Consider the following 21,159-nt stretch of genomic DNA (forward strand, 5'->3'; position numbering starts at 1 on the left):
GATCCCGTGCCACCCATGCGCATGCGCTTTGCGGCCTGTGCTTATCGGCAATAGCCCTCCTGCCCCGGCACGACGATCAGGCAGTCCTGCTTGCCAGCCAGATATTTGAAGCCCGTCTCGTCGCCAGTGCCGGGGCGGATCGCCAGATCCTTCCCGTCGCGGACGAATCGGATGGTCGATCCTTCGGCCACGCCCGGATAATCCCCCTGCCGGTCGAGATTATCCTTGTTGGTCAACGCATAATGGCCCGGCTTCCCGTCCTGTGCGGGCTGGATATCCAGGAAAAGCCCTTCCGGCCCGGTCCATTTTCCGACCCAGTCGTCCGTCGGCAGGCGCGCGTCCGCGACGCCATTGACCGGCGCCGCGTCGGCATCATCGACATTCTCGATCGTCGGCGCTGCCGCCATATTATTGGCCGTCGCCTGATTGTCCGTGCCTCTGGCGCATCCGGCCAGCAGCACAGGCAGAGCCAGCGGAATCAGAAGGGCGCGCATCATCATAACATCTCCTGAAGGGACTATTTCTATCGAAACCCCTTTCCCGCCCGGTTCGATCCCTTGTCACCTGCCTGTCATAGGCTCAAAGGGTGGCGTAGGGCGCCGGGGGGTACAGAATGACGCAGAAGCGGGAGAATAAAGTGGGCAGGACGCGCGAGCGGGCGCGCTTCGTGCGCGAGGCGGCGGATGTCCGGCGGCAGGCGCTGATCGAGGCGACGGCGCGATGCCTGGCCGAAAAGGGCGTTGGCGGCACATCGGTTCGTGCCATCTGCGCGCGCGCGGGCGTCTCGTCCGGCCTGCTGACCCATTATTTCGACGGTGTCGACGCACTGATCCTCGCCACTTATGCGGAGGTCGGTGCGAAAGTGTCGGCCGCGCTGGATGCGGCGATCGAGGCGGCCGGGGACGATCCGAAGGACCGGCTAAGCGCCTGCCTTCAGGCCAATTTCAAGGCGCCGATCCTGGACCCGGACCTGCTCGCCACCTGGATCGCCTTCTGGAGCCTGGTCAAGTCCGATGCGCAGATCGCCGCCGTCCATGCCGATGTCTATGGCGGATCGCGCGCGCAGATGGAAAGTCTGCTGCGCGCCGCTGCGCCGGCGATGAGCGAGGCGCAGGCGCGCATTGCGGCGATCAGCCTGACGGCGCTGGTCGATGGATTGTGGCTGGAACTCTGCCTCGACCGATCGGCCTTTTCGCCCGAAGAGGCGCAGGCGATGGTTGAGAAGGCAATGCGGCAGGCAATCGCCATATAAGTCGATCCGGTCGATCAATAGGATCGGCTGTGATCGCTTTTCTCACTTAACCCATCCGAGAAAACCAATTTCCCCCGAATCGTCCGCATCCCTACATGGGTCAGGCAACAGCAACCCCGTTAAAGGAACTGGACAGCCCATGGCTCTTATCAACACCCCCCTGAAGCCCTTCAAGGCGACCGCGTACAAGGAAGGCAAGTTCGTCGACGTTACCGATGCCGACGTGAAGGGCAAGTGGGCCGTATTCTTCTTCTATCCCGCCGACTTCACCTTCGTCTGCCCGACCGAACTGGAAGATCTGGCCGACATCTACCCGACCCTTCAGGGCATGGGCGTGGAAGTCTATTCGGTGTCGACCGACACCCATTTCTGCCACAAGGCCTGGCACGACACCTCGCCGGCGATCGGCAAGATCAACTATTTCATGCTGGGCGACCAGAACCACGACATTTCGAACCAGTTCGGCGTTCTGCGTGAAGGCGTTGGCCTGGCCGACCGTGGCACCTTCGTGCTCGATCCCGAAGGCGTGATCCAGCTGGTTGAAATCACCCCCGAGGGCGTGGGTCGCAACGCGGCCGAACTGCTGCGCAAGATCAAGGCGCTCCAGTACTGGACCAGCCATCCGGGCGAAGTCTGCCCCGCCAAGTGGGAAGAAGGCGAAGCCACCCTGGCGCCTTCGCTCGACCTGGTCGGCAAGATCTAAATAAAGTCCTGAGAAGGCCCCTGCCGGACCGGGTCGAGAATACTCCCCGGCCCGGCGGGGTTTTTATACCGAAATTCATCGCTATCTTTGACGCCGGGCCTTCGGGTCGCACCATCCCGGCGACTAGATAGTCGCGTGCCCCGCTGCGGCGCGCCAACCCCATGGAGAAGCACAAGATGTTGGACGCAAATCTCAAGGGCCAGTTGAAGGCCTATATGGCAAACATCACGCAGCCCATCGAGCTGGTGGCGTCGCTGGACGATGGCGCGAAGTCGCGCGAAATGAACGAATTGCTGACCGAGATCGCCGAACTGTCGGACAAGGTTTCGGTCGTGAGCGGTAACGACAAGCGCAGGCCCAGCTTCATGATCCGCCGCGTCGGCACGGATATCGGCGTGACCTTCGCGGGCCTACCGATGGGGCATGAATTCACCTCTCTGGTGCTGGCGCTGTTGCAGGTCGGCGGCCATCCGTCGAAGGCGGCGCAGGATCTGATCAGCCAAGTCAAGGATCTGGACGGCGATTTCGCGTTCGAAACCTATTTCTCGCTGTCGTGCCAGAACTGCCCCGACGTGGTGCAGGCGCTGAACCTGATGAGCGTACTCAATCCGCGGATCAGCCATGTCGCCATCGACGGCGGGCTGTTCAAGGATGAGGTGGATGCGCGCAAGGTGATGGCCGTGCCGACCATCTTCCTGAACGGCGAACCCTTTGGGCAGGGCCGGATGGAACTGGAACAGATCGTCGCCAAGATCGACAGCGGCGCCGAAGCGCGTGCCGCTGAAAAGATCAAAGCGCAGGATCCGTTCGAAGTGCTGGTGATCGGCGGCGGCCCCGCAGGCGCGGCATCGGCTATCTATGCGGCGCGCAAGGGCATCCGCACGGGTGTCGCTGCGGAGCGCTTTGGCGGTCAGGTGCTGGATACGATGGATATCGAGAATTTCATCTCGGTCAGCCGCACCGAAGGCCCCAAGCTGGCGTCGGCGCTGGAAGCGCACGTCAAGGACTATGATGTCGAGATCATGAACCTGCAAAAGGCGGCCAAGCTGATCCCGAGCAAGGTCGAGGGCGGCTATCATGAAGTCGTGCTGGAAAATGGCGCGTCGCTGAAGGGCCGCACCATCATCCTGTCGACCGGCGCGCGCTGGAGGCAGATGGGCGTGCCGGGCGAAGACGAATATCGCAACAAGGGCGTGGCTTACTGCCCGCATTGCGACGGCCCGCTGTTCAAGGGCAAGCGCGTGGCGGTGATCGGCGGCGGCAATAGCGGCGTCGAAGCAGCCATCGACCTGGCCGGCATCGTCGCTCATGTGACGCTGATCGAATATGACAGCCAGTTGCGGGCCGACGCGGTGTTGCAGCGCAAGCTCGCCAGCCTGCCGAACGTGAAGGTCATCACATCGGCGCTGACGACCAAGGTCGATGGCAATGGCGAGCGGGTGACGGGCCTGTCCTACAAGGACCGCAACCATGGCACCGAACATGATGTCGAACTGGAAGGCATTTTCGTCCAGATCGGTCTGGTGCCGAACACCGAATGGTTGCAGGACGCGATCGCTTTGTCGCCACGCGGCGAGATCGAGATCGATGCGCGCGGCGAAACCAGCCAGCCGGGCATCTTCGCGGCGGGCGACTGCACGACGGTTCCCTATAAGCAGATCGTGATCGCCATGGGTGCGGGATCGACGGCGGCCCTTTCCGCCTTCGACTATCTGATCCGCCTGCCCGCCAGCGAAGAGGCCGCGCAGGCGGCGTAAGGCATAAACCATGCGTTCCCCGGCGCAGGCCGGGGAACAGCCCTAAATCGGCCTGTCCTGTAACGAATCGGCAGATTTGCGTCTCCCCAACACGCTCGGCGCGGTTTCTGGCAGCAGCGCCAGCACCGGCAGCACGCAGAGCGCCACCACTGCGATCATAGCGCCCGGCGCCGGTGCCCAGCCGCTGCGTTCCACCAGAAGATGCGCCAGCCAGGGCGTCAGCCCGCCGAACAGCGCGGTGGCGCTGGTCGCGCCGAAGGCGAGGCCGCTCAGCCGCCCTTCTCCCGGAAATTGCTCTGCGGTGGCGACCGCCCCCACCGCGCTGACCGCCCCGCCCAGACAGGCGAGAACCACCGCGCCGGCCAGCGCCATGGCAAAGGCCCCCTGCATCATCGCAAACATCAGCATGGGTAGCGTCATGCCCGCCAGCGCGAGCCCCACCAGTACCGGCCGTCGCCCTATGCGGTCGCTCAGCCAGCCGGTGAGCGGCGTCACCATGATCACGGCCAATGCCGCCAGCGTCGCCAGCCATAGCGCATCCGCCTCCCCCGTGGTCCCCATGGCGGACAGGAAAGCGGGGACATAGGTGATGCCGACATAATAGCTGATCGATCCCAGCGCCGAAATCGCGAACCCCCGGCCGATCGCAGCGCGATGATGGCGGAGGCTGTAGCGCAGCGGATTTTGCGGGATCGTGGCTTCCGCCCGCTGGCGGAGAAAATCGGGCGTCTCCTCCATGGTCGATCGCGCCAGCAGGATCACCCCGGCCAGCGCCGCTCCGACCCAAAAGGGAATGCGCCATCCCCATGCCGCCAGCGCGGCTTCATCCAGCGAGGCGACGACGATCGCCGAAACGCCCGCCGCCAGCAGTGCGCCCACCTCGCTCGCCGCCGACGCCAGCGACGTCACCAGACCACGCCGCTCGGCCCGCGAACCTTCCAGCAGATAGGCGACAACGCCGGTATATTCGCCGCCGACGGAGAAGGCCATCAGACAGCGCAGCCCGATCATCAGCCATCCCGCCATCGGCCCGACCTGCGCATAAGTGGGCAGCATGGCCGTCGCCAGCATCGCCGCCGTCATCATACCCATCGACAGCAGCATGGCCCGCCGCCGCCCGTGGCGATCGCCGATATGGCCGAAGATGATCGCGCCGACCGGACGCATCAGATAGGCGATGGCAAAGCCCGCCAGCGCATCGCCCAGTCCGACCGCGCCACCGCCAAAGAAAGTGCGGGACAATAAAGTCGCAAGATAGAGATAGAGGGTGAAATCATACCATTCGACAATGGTGGACAGGCCCGCGATCAACAGCGACCGGTTGGACATGCGATCGGCCAGCATCGGCCCTCCTTCTCTGCTCGTCGCGGCATCGACGCGCATCGTGCCGGAAAAGCGGCGCCAGTCCAACCACGCATCGGCGCAGGAATCGCATCACCCGCTGCCCGCTACGCCATGCACCGCGATCCGACCGAGAGAAATGTACTAAATTGTAACCGGCCGGACATTCATTGCTAACGCCTCGCAATGAATATTGCATAATCTGGCAATCATTCGCATTAGCGCCCTGAGAAAAGACTGATTCAGGGAGTTTCCATGTCAAAATCCGCCCATGCGTCGAAGCTGACGCCCACTTTCCTCGCACTGAGCTGCGTCGGCATGGTGTCGATGCCGCTGGCTGCCGCCGCACAGGAGCAGGGTGCCGGCGAAGGCCAGAAGCTGGGTTCGGTGACCGTCACCGACAGCGCGATCGACGAGCAGGGCTATAAGGTCGACAAGCCTTCCTCCCCCAAATATACCGCGCCGCTGCTGGACACGCCCAAGAGCGTGACCGTCATTCCCGCGCAGCTGATCAAGGACACCGCCGCCGCGTCGCTGACCGAAGCGCTGCGCACCGTGCCGGGCATCACGCTGGGCGCTGGTGAAGGCGGCAATCCGCTGGGCGACCGCCCGTTCATCCGCGGCATGGATTCGCAGGCCAGCACCTATCTGGACGGCGTGCGCGACGTCGGCGCGCAGAGCCGCGAAGTCTTCGCGGTCGAGCAGATCGAAGTCGTCAAGGGTTCGGACAGCAGCATGGGCGGTCGCGGCAATGCCGGCGGCTCCATCAATCTGGTCACCAAGGCGCCGACGGCGGATCGCTTCGTCGCGGCCACCGGCGCGCTGGGCAATGCCGATTACAAGCGCGCGACGATCGACATCAACCAGTCGATCAACGATTTCGTCGGTGTGCGCCTGAACGCCATGTGGCATGATCAGGATGTCGCCGGTCGCGACGCCATCTGGTCGAAGCGCTGGGGCGTCGCGCCCTCGATCAAGCTGGGCCTTGATGGCCCCACCAGCCTGACCATCAGCTATTATCATCTCGAAACCGACGAGCTGCCGGATTCGGGCATCCCCTATCTCTATACCATCAACAACGCCCCCACCGGCGTGACCGAAACCGGTCCGGCCAAGAGCTACACTAATTCCGCCGGCGAGACGGTGTCGGTTCCGCGCGGCGCCTATTATGGTCTGGCCGATCGCGATTTCCGCAAGACCAATGTCGACAACCTGACCTTCCGCTTCGAACATCAGTTCGACGGCAATGTCACCCTGCGCAACACCAGCCGGTACGGCACCAGCAAGCAGGGCTATGTCTGGACCCAGCCCGACGACAGCCAGGGCAATGTCGCCAATGGTCAGGTGTGGCGCCGCATCAACAGCCGCTACAGCGAAACCTGGGGCCTGCTGAACCAGACCGACCTGTCGGGCGAATTCACCATCGGCGGCATCAAGAACAGCTTCGCCGCCAGCGCGGAATTCAGCGAAGAAGTCGCCTGGAACGGCAGCTATGTAAACTCGACGGGCGGAACGATTGCCACCGGCACGTCCTTCACCGTATTGGAAGGCGGACGTTGTGGTGCGGCATCGACCGCGCTTTACAATTGCACCAGCCTGACCGATCCCAATCCCTACGACCCTTGGGTCAGCTATCTGAATGATAAGTCATCGGTCGAAGCGCCGATTACGCTGAGCGCCCAGAAGACCTGGACCAAGTCGGCCACCACGACCAAGTCGGCGTCCTTCTTCGACACGATCAGCTTCAGCGATGCGCTGTTGCTGAATATCGGCGGCCGTTACGATCGCTATGAAACGACGGTCACGCCGGGCCTTGCCCTGGCATCGACCGCGAACCGCGTCAGCTACAAGCGCACCGACGACCTGTGGACCTATAATGTCGGCCTGGTCTTCAAGCCCGCGTCGAACGGCAGCATCTATGTGTCGACCGCGACCGCCGCGACGCCTCCGGGTGCTTTCCTGGCCAATGGTTCGGAGGGCAATGCGCTCAACACCTCGTCGCAAGCGCTGACCGACGCGCTGAAGGTGGAAAAGACCAAATCCTATGAAGTCGGCACCAAGTGGAACCTGCTGAACGACAGCCTGGCGCTGACGCTGGCCGCATTCCGCACGGAAACGAAGAATGCCCGCGCTACCGACGCCAATGGCACGGTCAGCTTCATCGGTGAACGGCGCATCCACGGCATCGAATTCAGCTTCAACGGCAATATCACGCCGGAATGGAATGTCTTCGGCGGTTACACCTATATGGACTCGGAAATCGTCGACGGCGGCTATACCGCGACGTCGGGCGTCTATGCGCCGGCCGCGACCACCGGCAAGCGCTTCCCCAACACGCCCAAGCACAGCCTGACGACCTTCACCAATTACAAGATCATCCCTGCCTTCACCGTGGGCGGCGGCGCGATCTATATGGGCAAGGTCTATGGCGGCTATGCAGACACCCGGTCGGTCAACAGCAGTGGCGAAGTCGTCATCGGCAAGACCCTTGCCCGTATGGTGCCCAGCTACTGGCGCTTTGACGGCAACGCCTCCTACAGCTTCAGCGACGCGATCCAGTTGCAGGTCAACGTCCAGAACGTGCTGAACAAGCGCTATTATGACAAGGCCTATAGCTCGCATTATGCGAACCAGGCGGCGGGTCGCACGGCCATCGCCACGCTGAACATCAAATATTGATGATGGATCAGGGGGCTGCCAACCGCAGCCCCCTTTTCTATCTAGTGGATATCAGGGGTGCGAGAGGCGTAGCCCGAAAATCGCCGGATCGATTTCCAGCATCGGCACGCCGTCCTGTTCGGCATCGGGCGGCGCGATCATGCCAGATCCCCTACCGGTCCCGAAACTCACCACCGCGCTGCCGGGATCGCTCAGCACCAGCGGATCGAGCTTCAGCGCCGCCGTCAGCCGCGCCTGCGTCACTTCGACCAGCGTGCCCATCCGGGTAAGCGTGAAGAGCTGGCGGGCGAAGGCATAGGGCAGACGGATGCAGCCATGGCTGGCCGGATAGCCCGGATTATGCCCGGCATGCAGCGCAATCCCGTCCCAGGTCAGGCGCTGCATGAATGGCATGGGCGCATTGCTGTACAGGTTGGAGCGGTGCCATTCCCGCTTTTGCAGGATCGGATAGGCGCCGGTCGGGGTGCGATGCCCCTTCATGCCCGTAGAGACGCTGGCGATGCCGATCAGCCGGTCGCCGCGATAGACATGGACGCGCTGTTTTTCGATGCTGACGATCATGTAGAGCGGACCGTCGCTGCCGCCCTCCTCCAGCCAGCGATAGCCGCCCGGCGCCAGTGCAGCGTCCGCCAGCATATCCGCCGCGCCAGCAGACGACGCGGAGAGCAATCCGGCCGCGAGCCCAAGGGCTAACAGGCGCAAGGGCGGGAGGCGGAAAACATGCATAATGCTTTCTTAACCATGCAAAGCAGCAGCGCCAGCCCCGTTTCGGGCACGGGCTGTCCGGTCCCGCCTTGGGACAATATTTGCGCGGATCAGTCCTGCGTCAGCGATCGGATCAGCGCTGCGGTCACGCCATAGGTGGCGGTGGCGCGCAGGCGTGCGGCATCGGCATGGGGCGCCACCAGCAGGCCGATGGTGCGGGTCAGGGTGAAGCCCGCCAGGTCCGGCATGGATATCCCCGACTGGGCGAAGCAGGCGGGCATCACCGTCACACCCAGCCCCGCCCGCACCAGCGCCAGCGCTCGATCGTCATTCGCGGTCTTGGCGGCGAAGAAGGGGCGCACGCCGCGCGCGGTGAAATGACGGCTGGTATCGGCCAGCGCCTCACAATTGCGGCGCGCGATCATCACATTGTCGGCCAGCGCCTCCGCCGGCACGGAGGAGGTGGCGGCCAGCGGGTGATCCAGACTGAGCGCCAACCGATAGGCTTCATCGAACAGGGGTTCGGCGACAAAGCGATCATCCTCCGTTCGCACCAGCGTCAGCGCCAGATCGATCCGCCCGCGCGCCAGCCGGTCGATCAGGTCGCGTTCGCGTGCTTCGACAAATTCGACCCGCTCCGTCGCCGCATGGGGGCGCAGCGCGCGCGCCAGCGCTTCATGCCAGGCGGTGGGGATGGTCGTCAGCATGCCCAGCCGGATCGTCGCCTGCGCATCCTGCCCATGGACCGATCGTTCAGCCTGATTGAATTCCGCCTCGATCCGCCGGGCGTGGACGGCGAAGCGGGCGCCGGCGGGCGTCAGTTCGACGCGCCGGTTGCTGCGTTCGAACAGGGCCGTGCCCAGCGACCGTTCCAGCTTGGCGATGCCGACCGACAGGGTCGGTTGCGATACATGGCATTGCGCCGCCGCCCGGGAGAAATTGCCATGGTCGACCACGGCCAGAAAATAGCGGATGGGATAGCGATCGATCATAGAGAATATCTATGGCGGTATAGAGTCTGTTTGGGAATGCGCCTTTGGCGCATCCGCGCGGGCAATGCCGCTTGCGCTGGCCCACGCGCCGGAATGTCGGGCGAGTGCGATAATCGGACGCAAGAAAATGACGCAATGCATCCAAAAAAGGAATAATATGTTTCAAAGCCCGGTTCCCGGCTGTAGAGGGACCGCGAATATTCCCTGAAGGACCTGAGTCATGCCTGCCTATCGTTCCCGTACCACCACCCACGGCCGCAACATGGCGGGCGCTCGTGGCCTCTGGCGTGCGACGGGCATGAAGGACGAGGATTTCGGCAAGCCGATCATCGCCATCGCCAACAGCTTTACCCAGTTCGTGCCCGGTCATGTCCACCTGAAGGATCTGGGCCAGCTGGTCGCGCGCGAGATCGAGGCCGCGGGCGGCGTCGCCAAGGAATTCAACACCATCGCGGTCGATGACGGCATCGCCATGGGCCATGGCGGCATGCTCTATTCGCTGCCCAGCCGCGACCTGATCGCCGACAGCGTCGAATATATGGTCAACGCCCATTGCGCCGACGCGATCGTGTGCATCTCCAACTGCGACAAGATCACGCCCGGCATGTTGATGGCCGCGATGCGCCTCAACATCCCCGTCGTCTTCGTGTCGGGCGGGCCGATGGAAGCGGGCAAGGCGACCGTGCGCGGCAAGAAGGTCGCGCTCGATCTGGTCGACGCGATGGTCGTCGCCGCCGACGAAAATTACACCGATGAAGAAGTGAAGACCATCGAACGGTCCGCCTGCCCCACCTGCGGCAGCTGTTCGGGCATGTTCACCGCCAATTCGATGAACTGCCTGACCGAAGCTTTGGGCCTGTCGCTGCCGGGCAATGGTTCGACGCTGGCCACCCATAGCGATCGCGAGCGGCTGTTCCGCGAGGCGGGGCATCTGATCGTCGACATCACCAAGCGCTATTATGAGCAGGATGACGAGAGCGTCCTGCCGCGCAACATCGCCAATTTCGCCGCGTTCGAAAATGCGATGAGCCTGGATATCGCCATGGGTGGCTCCTCCAACACGGTGCTGCATCTGCTGGCCGCCGCGTTCGAAGGCGGCATCGACTTCACCATGGCGGATATCGACCGGCTGTCGCGCCGCGTGCCCTGCCTGTGCAAGGTCGCACCGGCCAAGAATGACGTCCATATGGAGGATGTCCACCGCGCAGGCGGCATCATGGCGATTTTGGGCGAACTGGAGCGTGGCGGCCTGATCGATGGATCGCTGCCGACCGTGCATGCGCCGACCATGTCGGCCGCGCTCGCCCGCTGGGATATTGGCCGCACCAATAGCGAGGAAGTGCGCAACTTTTATCGCGCAGCGCCCGGTGGCGTGCCGACACAGACCGCCTTCAGCCAGTCCGAGCGCTGGGAAGAGCTGGACACCGACCGTGAAAAGGGTGTGATCCGCTCTGTTGAGCATGCCTTTTCCAAGGATGGCGGCATCGCCGTGCTCTATGGCAATCTGGCGCCCGAAGGCTGCATCGTGAAGACGGCGGGCGTAGATGAGAGCATCTTGGTCTTCCACGGCACGGCGCGCGTCTATGAAAGCCAGGATGCGGCGGTCGCCGGTATCCTTGGCAATGAGGTGAAGGCGAACGACGTCGTCGTCATACGCTATGAAGGGCCCAAGGGTGGCCCAGGTATGCAGGAAATGCTGTACCCGACCAGTTACCTCAAGTCGAAGGGGCTGGGCAAAGCCTGCGCGCTGATCACCGACGGGCGCTTTTCCGGCGGCACGTCGGGCCTGTCGATCGGTCACGTCTCGCCCGAAGCGGCCGAGGGCGGCATGATCGCGCTGGTCCAGACGGGAGACCCGATCGTCATCGATATCCCTGCCCGCGTCATCAAGGTCGATCTGGACGACGCGCTGCTGGCCGAACGCCGCGCCGAGATGGAAGCGCGCGGGGCCAAGGCGTGGAAACCCTTCGGCCGCAAGCGCGAAGTCTCCCCGGCCCTGCGCGCCTATGCCGCGATGACCACCAACGCCGCCAAGGGCGCGGTGCGCGACGTCAGCCAGATCGAACGCTGATCCCGGAAGGGCGGCGGCCTGTGCCGTCGCCTTCCCCTAAAATGGCTTTGTTGCGTCACAAGGTGATGGCTTCCGTTTTGGCCCGCCTATGATGTTGCGCTGAAGCGGCACGGGGACGCTGAAAGTGTGGTTTATACCAACATGTGCGCTGCAATCCTCAATCGGTTCTTAGAGATCAGAATGCCCAACACCGTCAGAACGGCGTAATAATGACAAGTGATTAGAAGATTGACCTTCCTAGGCGCTATGTGACAAGGCCGTTGACAGTCCATGTAACACGTCTACAATCCTTATTAATTTCAGCATTATAGGCTTTTTGATGATCTCTCACGATGGATTCAATGGCCGCGCTGTCATCGAAATGGTTCATAATGCAATTGTTTGCCCCCTCGTGACGCTGGAGACAGCAAAGAGCAGGGGTGAACTCGGGACATTCGATGGCGGGGTCTATTTCCCGGACGGCCGGATTTGCGATACTGGCGTACAGGTAAAGGGGCGTTTCAGGAATGTCACAGCGCCACTTTCCATTGCAGACGTCAAGACGAAAATGGCTGGAAAGCATATTTTTGGCGGGCTGTTGCATGGTTGGCATTTTGGTCATTTCGTGACTGAGAGCATTGCGCGACTTTGGGCCATTCGCGAGCTTGAAGGCGACTATGAATCACTGGTCTTCTACGATCGCCATCTCGGTCGAACGCCACCCAATTTCGCTGCTGCTTTTATCAAGTCTTTAGGATGGCATGGCCCCATCACTATCGTGGCTGAGCCGACACAATTCGAATTGCTGGCAGTGCCATCGCAGATTTGCGATGTGCCGACGGGCTATGCCAATGGCCATCCCATGGTGCGCAGGCTGTTTGACCCGTTGAAGTCCCAGCCTCTAGACGGCCCCGAGAAGATTTACGTGTCCCGATCCAAACTCGGTCACTCCAAGGGCGGCTTCTTTCTGGAGGAGAACATCGAGGCAAATCTGATCGCCGAGGGCTATGAGATTGTGCACCCTCAGGAACTGAGCATCGCGGAGCAATTTCGTCTTTACCGGTCAGCGAAAAAAATCGTCGCTGCAGAAGGCTCACCGGTTCATCTGATGTCCTATGCGTGCGAACCCGATCAGGACATATTCGTCATCTGGCGACGTGGCGTGCATTCTATCTATCTGCGATTGATGGAATCCTTCGGCGGGCCCGACATAAAAAATCCCTCCTGCATAGACCGGCTGATCTATCCGAACGACGGTAGCGACTATCTCAAGGCCAGAAGCGTGATTGATTTCGCCAAGCTGCGCGATCTGCTTGTAAATCGCGGGTTTATTTCTGGGGAACGATGGTCGAGTCCTCAAGGGGATATGCTAGAGGCCATGGTTGAGAAAGCGCTGCGGCCCAGAGGCGGCATGACATTCTCGCAGCGCGCTTTTCGCTGATAGCGGAAGGCTTCGCCAGAAAGGCGCGGTCCCGGATATGATACCGGCCCGCGCCCGACTATCATTCAGGATTGGTCAATTGGGGGGCAAGGCGCGCTCTCATATTCTTGTTCCCGTTGATCACATTGCCTGAGGAGGCGGCTGTTCGGTTCGGCACTTTGGCAAGGAAGGTCCACATCACGCCACCATCCGAACCATCGCCCTGGCTGTGCTTGGGCTGGACCGTACCAGACTCCCCGCCATCGGTGGACAGATAGATGGCGCCATTGCTGTAAATATAGCTTTTCGGTTTATAACGGGCCGCTGGCTTCCATGCCTGATAGCCCCACCGGGCACGCACGCCATAATTTTGCGTCATTCGGGCCTGATTGTCATCCGTCACATTGTTGATGACGGTGTTATTCTGTCCGGCACCGCCATATCCGCCCATGACATTGATGCCCGATGCAGTCGCTCCACACCTTGGCTTGTAATATTTGTAGGTCGGAACAAGGCATTGGCCATTATTCTTGGTTGTGTTGCGCGTGATCAGGTTGTTGGAGCCAAAGACGCCGATCCCGCTGAAGGCGCAACCGATGGCCTCATTATTCTGCACCACGCTGTTACTTCCGCTCATGGAAAAGCAGTTGTCGCCGGTTCCGCTGGCGCGGTTGCCTGTCCAAGTGATGTGGTGCGTGGAATAAGTGGCGCCCAACAGTTCCAGTCCGTTACTGGTCGTCCAGTTTCCCCTCGCCAGAACATCATGGGATCCTCCGTTGATGGAAACCCCGAACGCCGCGTTATTCTGAAAATGGTTGTCGAGAATGCTGATCTGGGAGGACTCTGCGCCTATGATGATGGCGGAATTCGAACTATTTTCCCATGTCCCATTCTGGATCAGACCTTTGCTGGCACCGTAAAATACGAAGGACCCCGCATTCTTCGCGCCCCCGCCGATCCATTGGAAGCCTTCCGACGACGATCGGCCGGCGCCTGCACCGCGACCTTGCCCATCGAACAAACATCCTCGGATGGTGGTGCGCGGCGCTGACGAATTGACGAACCGGCCCGAGGTCGCGACTGACTGGATAATGGTACCGCGATCGCAGATGAGCGCTGCGTCAGCGCCGCTGACCTGAATCTCTCCGGAAACGCGATAAGGCTTCCCGGTATTCGGCATTCTGACCTGTTGCCCCTTCCCGAAGCTGTTCCGAAGAATTTCGGTATAATCGGTCGTGGGAGACGTCTGGGGCAGCAGTTTGAGGATATTCACCGGCTCGCGCGCCTGTGCGCCGGACCCGAGGAGCATGGCTCCCAAAGCGAGCATTGCATAAGGCTTCACCATTTCAACTCCTGCCGCCATCAGTTGCTGATAACGGTTAAACGAGGCGTAAGGTTGCGCCAGCCAGCCCCGTTATCAAGCCTTGGGCATGTTGTGGTGTCAGGCTCTGGCGGTCAACGAGATGCGGGCCTTTGATCGGGCATCCGCCCCAGAGGATTCGTCTATCATCCTGTTGTGCGACACATGCCCGCTTCGGCATATATGCCGGCAGCACAGACCGTGCCGTTCGATTATCCACCATCCGCTCATTGAAGGTTCATCCAGACGCCCTATATAGGTCTTGTCACTTGTCACTTCTTCCCCCCTTTGGAGTGACACCTCCCTGAACCTTGGCCCCGCCGTGCAGCTTTTGCTCCGGCGGGGTTACTTTTATCCCGCTGGCGCGGGCGGCGCTTCCGGTCTAGCGATGGGCCATGAAGCCCCTTCGCACGCTGTCGCTCCTCGCCGCCCCGCTCCTCTTCATCCAGCCGGTTCTGGCCCAGTCTGACCCCATGCCCGACCCCATGGCCGGATGGCGCACGCAGGCGGCCCGCGTGAGTATCGTCCGAGACGACTGGGGCATCGCCCATATCCATGGGAAAAGCGATGCAGATGCGGTGTTCGGCATGATCTATGCCCAGGCGGAGGATGATTTCCCCCGGATCGAGGCCAATTATCTGACTGCGCTGGGCCGCACCGCCGAAGCGGAGGGGGCAGCCGCCCTATGGCAGGATCTGCGCGCACGGCTCTATATGGACCCAGCCAAGCTGCAAGCGGACTATGCCGCCAGCCCCGTATGGCTGAAGCGGTTGATGACCGCCTGGGCCGACGGGCTGAACTATTATCTGGCGACCCACCCGCAGGTGAAGCCGCGCGTGATCACCCGATTCGAACCCTGGATGGCGCTCAGTTTCACCGAGGGCAGCATCGGCGGCGATATCGAGCGCATTCCGCTCGATGATCTCAAGACTTTCTATGCCGGCCCCGGCGGCCCGGCGATCGCCATGGCGGACCCGGACCCGGAACCGCGCGGATCGAACGGCTTCGCCATTGCCCCGAAGAAGAGCGCCAGCGGCCATGCGCTGCTGTGGATCAATCCGCACACCAGCTTCTTCTTCCGGTCCGAATTGCAGATGCGCAGCGATGCCGGACTGAACACATATGGCGCGGCGACCTGGGGCCAGTTCTTCATCTATCAGGGCTTCAACGAAAGCGCGGGATGGATGCACACGTCCAGCACGGTCGATGCGGTCGACGAATTTCTGGAAAGCGTCACCCGCCATGACGATGGATCGCTGACCTATCGCTATGGCACGCAGGACCGGCCGGTGAAGAGCAGCGACATCACCCTGTCCTATCGCACCGAGAGTGGCGAGATGGCGCAGCGCCGCTTCACCACCTATGCCACCCATCATGGCCCGGTCATCGGCCAGAAGGATGGCAAATGGATCGCCTTCGCCATGATGGACAAGCCGATCGCGGCGCTGGAGCAATCCTATCTGCGCACCAAGGCGCAGGATTATGCCCAGTTCCTGAAGGTCGCGCAGCGCAAGGCCAATTCGTCCAACAATACGATCTTCGCCGACGCGAAGGGGACGATCGCCTATCTCCATCCGCAATTTATCCCGCTGCGCGACGACCGGTTCGATTATCGCAAGCCCGTCGACGGCAGCGATCCGGCGACCGACTGGAAGGGGCTGACGCCGATCGACAAGGTGCCGCATCTGCTGAACCCGGCGGGCGGCTGGATCCAGAATACCAATAACTGGCCATGGTCCGCGGCGGGCAAGGATAGCCAGAAAGCATCCGACTTCCCCCGCTACATGGATATGGTGGGCGAAAATCCCCGTGGCGACCATGCTGTCATGCTGCTGGAGAAGGGGCAGGGATTCACGCTGGACACGCTGACCACTGCCGCCTTTGATTCCTTCCAGCCTGCCTTTGCGCGGTGGGTGCCGGACCTTGTGCACGACTGGGATGCGCTGCCTGCTACCGCCCCTCTCAAGGCGAAACTGGCCGAACCCGTCGCGGCGCTGCGGGGTTGGGATTATCGCTGGAGCCTGGAATCGATCGCCAACAGTCTCGCCTGCCTGTGGGCCGAGGATTTGCGGCAGTGGACGCTGACGCAGAAGGCGGACGACGACCAGACCCTCTATGATCGGATGAATGCCACGCCGTCCGCCGAACGGCTGCGCCTGCTGTCCGGCGTGATCGACCGGATGCAGAAGGATTTCGGCGGCTGGCGCACGCCCTGGGGCCAGATCAACCGCTATCAGCGGCTGACCGGCGCAATCACCCAGGATTTCACCGATGAGGGCGCCAGCCTGCCCGTGCCCTTCCCGTCCGCGCGCTGGGGATCGCTCGCCTCCTTCGGCGCGAAACCCTATCCCGGCACCAAGCGCTGGTATGGCACCAGCGGCAACAGCTTTCTGGCGGCGGTGGAATTCGGCAAGCGGGTGGAAGCGAAGGCGATCAGCGTCGGCGGCGAAAGCGGCGATCCCGCTTCCCCCCATTTCAACGACCAGACGCAGCGCTATATCGACGGGCAATTGCGCCCCGTCTATTTCCACGCCGACGAACTGGCCGGCCATGTCGCGCGGACATATCGGCCGGGAGAATGACCGACAGGCTCTCGACACCGGCTTCCTGCCCCGTCTAAGACTATGCCATGATGAAGCTCTTTATCGGTAACAAGGCCTATTCGAGCTGGTCGCTGCGCGGCTGGCTGGCATGCAAGCTTTCGGGCCTGCCTTTCGAGGAAGTGGTCGTCCCCCTCTATGACGAGGCATGGGAGAAGCGGCGCGAAGGCGACGAGTTCGCCCCCTCCTCCGGCAAGGTGCCGATCCTGTGGGATGGCGATGACATCGTCGTCTGGGACAGCCTGGCCATCGTCGAATATCTGAATGAGAAGACGGACAAGGAAGCATTCTGGCCGACCGATCCGGCCGCACGCGCCATGGCCCGGTCGATGGCGGCCGAAATGCACAGCAGCTTCGCCGCGCTGCGCCGCGAGCACAGCATGAACATCCGGCAAATCTATCCCGCCGTGCCGCCGTCCGAGGGCGTGGCGCAGGATATTGGCCGCATCATGCAGCTTTGGGCACAGGCCCGTGCCCGTCATGGCGGCGATGGCGAATTCCTGTTCGGCCAGTTCAGCGCGGTGGACGTGATGTTCGCGCCGGTCGTCACCCGCTTCATCACCTATCAATTGCCGGTCGCCCGCTTTGCCGAAGCCTATATGGCCGCGATCATCGCCCATCCATGGATGCAGGAATGGATCGGCGGCGCGCAGGCGGAAGATTGGGTGATCGACCGGTTCGAAGCCCCGCCCCAGCCGGTATAATCCGCATGAGCGACACGCCCGACAGCCCGACACCGGAAAGCCCCAAGCCTGAAAGCCCCAAGGAAGCGCGCGCGGCCGAAGCTGCCGCCATTCGCCGCCGCTGGATCACGCTGGGCGAGGTCATCGCCGTGCTGGCGGTGTCGATTTCCGCCCTGACTTTGTATCTCAACTGGTCGGACAAGCGGGACGAGCGCGCCGACAAGGCATCGGAAAGCCGCAAGGCATCGAGCCGCGCGTCCGCGCTGGTGCTGAATGCGCAGACGGTGAAGGATGACCGGATCGTCCTGAAACCCACCGATCCCGACCAGATCATCCAGAGCCAGACCATAGCCTTCCCCCGCGCGCTGGGCGTTGACCCGGTCGACACCACCGGCGATCCGCGCATCGAGGCGGGCTGGTTCGCCGACCCGCTCAAGAAGGCACGGGCGAAGGCGAAGCTCCCCGACGACAGCGTGGGCGACGAGCGACTGCCGGTGGCGATCACCACCCGCTTCGTGGTCGGCGGCGATGCCTATGAGAATGTCGCCCTCTATGACATCGGCTATGGCATAGCCGGGCGCTGGATCGCGGGACACAGCCTGTCGCTGCGCGGCCTTTCGCGCGTCGAAACGGTGAAGGCCAGCAACGCCCAGGCGCGGATCGACGCGCGCTGGGCGCGGCTGAGCCAGAAATAGCCCAAGCCCTGCTTCACCCCCTGAAACCCGAAACCCGCTTGTCTTGGCGGCCGCAACCGGCTGGAAGACCGGACGCAGGGTTGGGACAATAAGGATAAGACGCGCATCATGAATCTGATGGCATCGATCGACTTGTTTCACGCGATCGCCGGCCTGCTGGTCGGCCTGCTGGTGGGCGTGACCGGGGTTGGCGGCGGATCGCTGATGACGCCGCTGCTGGTGCTGATGTTCGGCGTCAGCGCGAAAACGGCGGTCGGGACCGACCTGCTGTTCGCGGCGATTACCAAGATCGTCGGATCGACAGTCCATAGTCAGCGCGACACGATCGAATGGCCGATCGTGCGGCGCATGGCTGCGGGCAGCATTCCGGCTGCCATCGTCACGCTGCTGATATTGGGCTGGATCGGCGACATCGGCAAATCCAGCGAACATATCATTCTCTATTCGCTGGCGAGCCTGCTCGCCGTGACCTCGGCGGCTGTCATCGGTCGCAAATGGCTGTTCCGCCATCGCGGTGACCTGGGCGCCAGTCATTCCCACGCCGCCATCCTCTATGGCACGACGGGGCTTGGCGCGCTGATCGGCGCAGCGGTGTCGCTCTCATCAGTCGGCGCGGGCGCGATCGGGGTGACGGTGCTGCTGTTCCTCTATCCCCGCCTGCCGGTGGCGCGCATCGTGGGATCGGACATCGCCCATGCCGTGCCGCTGGCGCTGATCGCGGGCGCCGGCCACTGGCTGATGGGCGACGTCAACGCCGTGCTGCTGATGAACCTGCTGATCGGATCGATACCCGGCGTGATCGTCGGCAGCTATATGTCGTCCCATGCGCCGGACAAGGTGTTGCAACCGCTGCTGGCCGCCGTGCTGGCGGTGAGTTCGTGGCAGCTTTTCGTGAAGGCGCGGACGCCCGATCCGGTCAAGGTAGAGGCCCCCGCACCAGCCCAGCCTCACCCCTGACCCAAAGAAAAAGCCCGGCCGCTCCATGGGGAGCGCCGGGCCTTTTTCATCCGTCAGGATGATCGGCTATCAGCCGACGATTTCTTCCGGCTTGAAGAAATAGGCGATTTCGATCGCAGCATTTTCTTCGCTGTCCGAACCATGGACCGAATTGGCTTCGATCGATTCGGCCAGTTCCTTGCGGATGGTGCCGGCGTCGGCATTGGCGGGGTTGGTGGCGCCCATGATGTCGCGGTTGCGCTTCACGGCGTCTTCGCCTTCCAGAACCTGGACGACGACCGGGCCGGAAATCATGAAGGCGACCAGATCGGCGAAGAAGGGGCGTTCCTTATGAACGGCATAGAAGCCTTCGGCCTGTTCGCGGCTCATGCGGATGCGCTTGGAAGCGACGATGCGCAGACCGGCTTCCTCCAGCATCTTGGCGACCGCGCCGGTCAGGTTGCGACGGGTCGCGTCGGGCTTGATGATCGAGAAAGTGCGCGTGACGGCCATGGCCCTCAATACTCCAGATGGTGGGAAATAAAGTTGCGCGCCCTTTAGACGCGGGCGGGCCGGGCCGCAAGAGGCTTAACCGTGCGGGGGCGGAGTGGGATTGAGGGAGGAGATAGGGCGGCGGCCGTGGGTGGGAGTGTTTCACACCGTCATCCCCGCGCCCCGAAGGGCGGCCGCAGGCCAACGCGGGGATCCATCTCTCGCCTTTTCCCCTGCTGCCAGGTTCGGAGATGGGTTCCCGCTTTCGCGGGAATGACGAAGTTGGGTGGTTAGCTGCCGTTCCGCCATCGGCGCACAATGACGTTTACAATGGCCCTTGATCCGAGACCTACAGCCGCAATACTAAGTGCCGCCCCGACGAAAACTAGCCCGTCGGGAATGCAATCGAGCTGATTTTCTGGCGCGCATTGGCCTAAAGAGACGATAAGGAAGGCTTCGCTAAGGAGGGGCACGGCGGCAACGATCGCCAAACCGCATCCCAGCTTGCCACCAATGCTTCTGCCACTTTCGTAAGCTCGGCGCTTCATCGCGTTACAATAGGCCAACGGCGAACTTCCGCAACTGGTCGCCGGCTGCCTGACCGAATTTCAGAGGATGACGCCTTGACGATAAGCCAGCTTCGCGTTGCCGAAAATGCGCGTGCCGCGCCGGGTAACATCAAGGCTGATTTGCTCGCGTTCAATTCGCGTCATCAGCACTCCAACGCAATCATACTCTCCCAAGCCGATATCCCGGCTCGTCTCGACATGGAGAGCCAAGCGAACAGGATCAGGTCCGTAGTTTCGCACTATGGCGTCGTCGCCATAAAAGCGCTTGATGGTGTCCGTTATAAATGATGCCTCAACGGCACTGACCGGGGCTGGAGCAACTGGCGGCATGGGAGAATGAGAGGCGGGCATAATCCCAACATAACGGATAGGAGAATGTCCGCAATCGGGTCCAAATAACTGACACCTTAACAGCCAACTTTGGTCGAAACCAACCCGCCCGCTTAAGGCCCCTGCACCCATTTGCGGCCTTCCTGCCGCCAGAAGCGGGGTTCGACGCCGTCCGCCTTGCTGAGCGCGCGCCAGCTCGACCGTGCCCCGTCGATCGTGTCGGCGTCGAAGAAATAGAAGGCGCGCTCGAAGTCCAGTGCTTCCTCCCGCCAGATGCCGTCGGCCAGCGCGATGTGGGCCGCGCCGTTGAGGGCCACGCATTGCCCGCTCAGCAGGATCGGCTGATGCGCCTCCCCGCCCTCGCCCGTCCGGCCATGGGCCAGGAAGCTTTCGGGCGGGCCGGCCCACAGGCCTTGCGAAATCCGCTCCAGCCGTTCGGGCTCCTGCGCCACCACCAGCAGGCGCGCGCCCATGCCCAGGATGCGGCCCGCAATGGCGGGCAGCACCTGATCCACGGGATCGCGGCTAAGCTGATAGAAGTCGACCTGCATGGGCGGAGCCTTGGTTGAAGGAGTGGCGCGTTCCTGCGCAGGGC

Annotated in this window: 17 protein-coding genes; 10 read left to right on the forward strand and 7 right to left on the reverse strand. The window is 62.4% G+C overall.

Annotated features, from left to right (window positions below):
• Positions 1-41: 41 nt before the first annotated feature.
• The gene (locus BMX92_RS01205; protein ID WP_093010644.1) at positions 42-500 is read right to left on the reverse strand and encodes a hypothetical protein; all 459 of its coding nucleotides are present in this window, start codon (positions 498-500) and stop codon (positions 42-44) included.
• Positions 501-613: 113 nt separating this feature from the next.
• On the opposite strand from BMX92_RS01205, the gene betI reads away from it, so the two are divergent.
• The 3 genes from betI (at position 614) to ahpF (ending at position 3,712) form a co-directional block, all read left to right on the forward strand.
• Positions 614-1,252 (forward strand): transcriptional regulator BetI, encoded by a 639-nt coding sequence (betI, locus tag BMX92_RS01210; RefSeq protein ID WP_093010646.1) that lies wholly within the window; start codon positions 614-616, stop codon positions 1,250-1,252.
• Positions 1,253-1,391: 139 nt separating this feature from the next.
• Complete coding sequence (ahpC, locus tag BMX92_RS01215; RefSeq protein WP_093010648.1) at positions 1,392-1,955, forward strand: alkyl hydroperoxide reductase subunit C; 564 nt, start codon at positions 1,392-1,394, stop codon at positions 1,953-1,955.
• Positions 1,956-2,131: 176 nt separating this feature from the next.
• Complete coding sequence (gene ahpF / locus BMX92_RS01220; protein ID WP_093011282.1) at positions 2,132-3,712, forward strand: alkyl hydroperoxide reductase subunit F; 1,581 nt, start codon at positions 2,132-2,134, stop codon at positions 3,710-3,712.
• A gap of 42 nt (positions 3,713-3,754) precedes the next feature.
• Here ahpF and BMX92_RS01225 read toward each other — a convergent pair whose 3' ends face one another.
• A complete protein-coding gene (locus tag BMX92_RS01225) occupies positions 3,755-5,056 on the reverse strand; it encodes an MFS transporter (protein WP_256213236.1) in 1,302 nt (433 codons plus the stop codon).
• A 252-nt stretch (positions 5,057-5,308) separates the two neighbouring features.
• On the opposite strand from BMX92_RS01225, the gene BMX92_RS01230 reads away from it, so the two are divergent.
• Positions 5,309-7,732: a TonB-dependent receptor gene (locus BMX92_RS01230; RefSeq protein ID WP_093010650.1), complete on the forward strand. Its 2,424-nt coding sequence runs from the start codon at positions 5,309-5,311 to the stop codon at positions 7,730-7,732.
• A 51-nt stretch (positions 7,733-7,783) separates the two neighbouring features.
• Here the strand turns inward: BMX92_RS01230 and BMX92_RS01235 are convergent, their stop codons facing one another.
• Together BMX92_RS01235 and BMX92_RS01240 are read right to left on the reverse strand one after the other, a co-directional pair.
• Entirely contained in the window at positions 7,784-8,458 is a 675-nt protein-coding gene (locus BMX92_RS01235; protein ID WP_093010652.1) for a L,D-transpeptidase family protein, read from the reverse strand.
• A gap of 89 nt (positions 8,459-8,547) precedes the next feature.
• Positions 8,548-9,429, reverse strand: a complete 882-nt coding sequence (locus tag BMX92_RS01240; protein WP_093010654.1) for a LysR family transcriptional regulator — start codon at positions 9,427-9,429, stop codon at positions 8,548-8,550.
• A 220-nt stretch (positions 9,430-9,649) separates the two neighbouring features.
• Here BMX92_RS01240 and ilvD point away from each other — a divergent pair, with 220 nt between their 5' ends.
• Entirely contained in the window at positions 9,650-11,500 is a 1,851-nt protein-coding gene (gene ilvD, locus BMX92_RS01245; protein WP_093010656.1) for a dihydroxy-acid dehydratase, read from the forward strand.
• A gap of 319 nt (positions 11,501-11,819) precedes the next feature.
• Positions 11,820-12,920 (forward strand): glycosyltransferase 61 family protein, encoded by a 1,101-nt coding sequence (locus BMX92_RS01250; protein ID WP_093010658.1) that lies wholly within the window; start codon positions 11,820-11,822, stop codon positions 12,918-12,920.
• A gap of 61 nt (positions 12,921-12,981) precedes the next feature.
• Here the strand turns inward: BMX92_RS01250 and BMX92_RS01255 are convergent, their stop codons facing one another.
• The gene (locus tag BMX92_RS01255) at positions 12,982-14,244 is read right to left on the reverse strand and encodes a right-handed parallel beta-helix repeat-containing protein (RefSeq protein WP_177184893.1); all 1,263 of its coding nucleotides are present in this window, start codon (positions 14,242-14,244) and stop codon (positions 12,982-12,984) included.
• A 410-nt stretch (positions 14,245-14,654) separates the two neighbouring features.
• On the opposite strand from BMX92_RS01255, the gene BMX92_RS01260 reads away from it, so the two are divergent.
• The 4 genes from BMX92_RS01260 to BMX92_RS01275 all read left to right on the forward strand — a co-directional run bounded on the left by BMX92_RS01260 (position 14,655) and on the right by BMX92_RS01275 (position 19,194).
• A complete protein-coding gene (locus BMX92_RS01260) occupies positions 14,655-16,841 on the forward strand; it encodes a penicillin acylase family protein (RefSeq protein WP_093010662.1) in 2,187 nt (728 codons plus the stop codon).
• Between the two features lie 47 nt (positions 16,842-16,888).
• The gene (locus tag BMX92_RS01265; protein WP_093010664.1) at positions 16,889-17,563 is read left to right on the forward strand and encodes a glutathione S-transferase family protein; all 675 of its coding nucleotides are present in this window, start codon (positions 16,889-16,891) and stop codon (positions 17,561-17,563) included.
• A gap of 5 nt (positions 17,564-17,568) precedes the next feature.
• A complete protein-coding gene (locus BMX92_RS01270; RefSeq protein ID WP_093010666.1) occupies positions 17,569-18,237 on the forward strand; it encodes a hypothetical protein in 669 nt (222 codons plus the stop codon).
• Positions 18,238-18,345: 108 nt separating this feature from the next.
• Positions 18,346-19,194, forward strand: a complete 849-nt coding sequence (locus tag BMX92_RS01275; protein ID WP_093010668.1) for a sulfite exporter TauE/SafE family protein — start codon at positions 18,346-18,348, stop codon at positions 19,192-19,194.
• 69 nt (positions 19,195-19,263) lie between these two features.
• On the opposite strand, the gene ndk is transcribed toward BMX92_RS01275, so the two are convergent.
• A complete protein-coding gene (ndk, locus tag BMX92_RS01280; protein ID WP_093010670.1) occupies positions 19,264-19,686 on the reverse strand; it encodes a nucleoside-diphosphate kinase in 423 nt (140 codons plus the stop codon).
• A 991-nt stretch (positions 19,687-20,677) separates the two neighbouring features.
• A complete protein-coding gene (locus BMX92_RS01290; RefSeq protein WP_093010674.1) occupies positions 20,678-21,115 on the reverse strand; it encodes a DNA polymerase III subunit chi in 438 nt (145 codons plus the stop codon).
• Positions 21,116-21,159: the final 44 nt, after the last annotated feature.

The organism is Sphingobium sp. YR768 (assembly GCF_900111125.1).
GTDB lineage: Bacteria > Pseudomonadota > Alphaproteobacteria > Sphingomonadales > Sphingomonadaceae > Sphingobium.

Coding starts and splice junctions, on each gene's coding strand:
- BMX92_RS01205 (WP_093010644.1), bottom strand. CDS start 500: ATGATGATGCGCGCCCTTCTGATTCCGCTGGCTCTGCCTGTGCTGCTG.
- betI (WP_093010646.1), top strand. CDS start 614: ATGACGCAGAAGCGGGAGAATAAAGTGGGCAGGACGCGCGAGCGGGCG.
- ahpC (WP_093010648.1), top strand. CDS start 1,392: ATGGCTCTTATCAACACCCCCCTGAAGCCCTTCAAGGCGACCGCGTAC.
- ahpF (WP_093011282.1), top strand. CDS start 2,132: ATGTTGGACGCAAATCTCAAGGGCCAGTTGAAGGCCTATATGGCAAAC.
- BMX92_RS01225 (WP_256213236.1), bottom strand. CDS start 5,056: ATGCTGGCCGATCGCATGTCCAACCGGTCGCTGTTGATCGCGGGCCTG.
- BMX92_RS01230 (WP_093010650.1), top strand. CDS start 5,309: ATGTCAAAATCCGCCCATGCGTCGAAGCTGACGCCCACTTTCCTCGCA.
- BMX92_RS01235 (WP_093010652.1), bottom strand. CDS start 8,458: ATGCATGTTTTCCGCCTCCCGCCCTTGCGCCTGTTAGCCCTTGGGCTC.
- BMX92_RS01240 (WP_093010654.1), bottom strand. CDS start 9,429: ATGATCGATCGCTATCCCATCCGCTATTTTCTGGCCGTGGTCGACCAT.
- ilvD (WP_093010656.1), top strand. CDS start 9,650: ATGCCTGCCTATCGTTCCCGTACCACCACCCACGGCCGCAACATGGCG.
- BMX92_RS01250 (WP_093010658.1), top strand. CDS start 11,820: ATGATCTCTCACGATGGATTCAATGGCCGCGCTGTCATCGAAATGGTT.
- BMX92_RS01255 (WP_177184893.1), bottom strand. CDS start 14,244: ATGGTGAAGCCTTATGCAATGCTCGCTTTGGGAGCCATGCTCCTCGGG.
- BMX92_RS01260 (WP_093010662.1), top strand. CDS start 14,655: ATGAAGCCCCTTCGCACGCTGTCGCTCCTCGCCGCCCCGCTCCTCTTC.
- BMX92_RS01265 (WP_093010664.1), top strand. CDS start 16,889: ATGATGAAGCTCTTTATCGGTAACAAGGCCTATTCGAGCTGGTCGCTG.
- BMX92_RS01270 (WP_093010666.1), top strand. CDS start 17,569: ATGAGCGACACGCCCGACAGCCCGACACCGGAAAGCCCCAAGCCTGAA.
- BMX92_RS01275 (WP_093010668.1), top strand. CDS start 18,346: ATGAATCTGATGGCATCGATCGACTTGTTTCACGCGATCGCCGGCCTG.
- ndk (WP_093010670.1), bottom strand. CDS start 19,686: ATGGCCGTCACGCGCACTTTCTCGATCATCAAGCCCGACGCGACCCGT.
- BMX92_RS01290 (WP_093010674.1), bottom strand. CDS start 21,115: ATGCAGGTCGACTTCTATCAGCTTAGCCGCGATCCCGTGGATCAGGTG.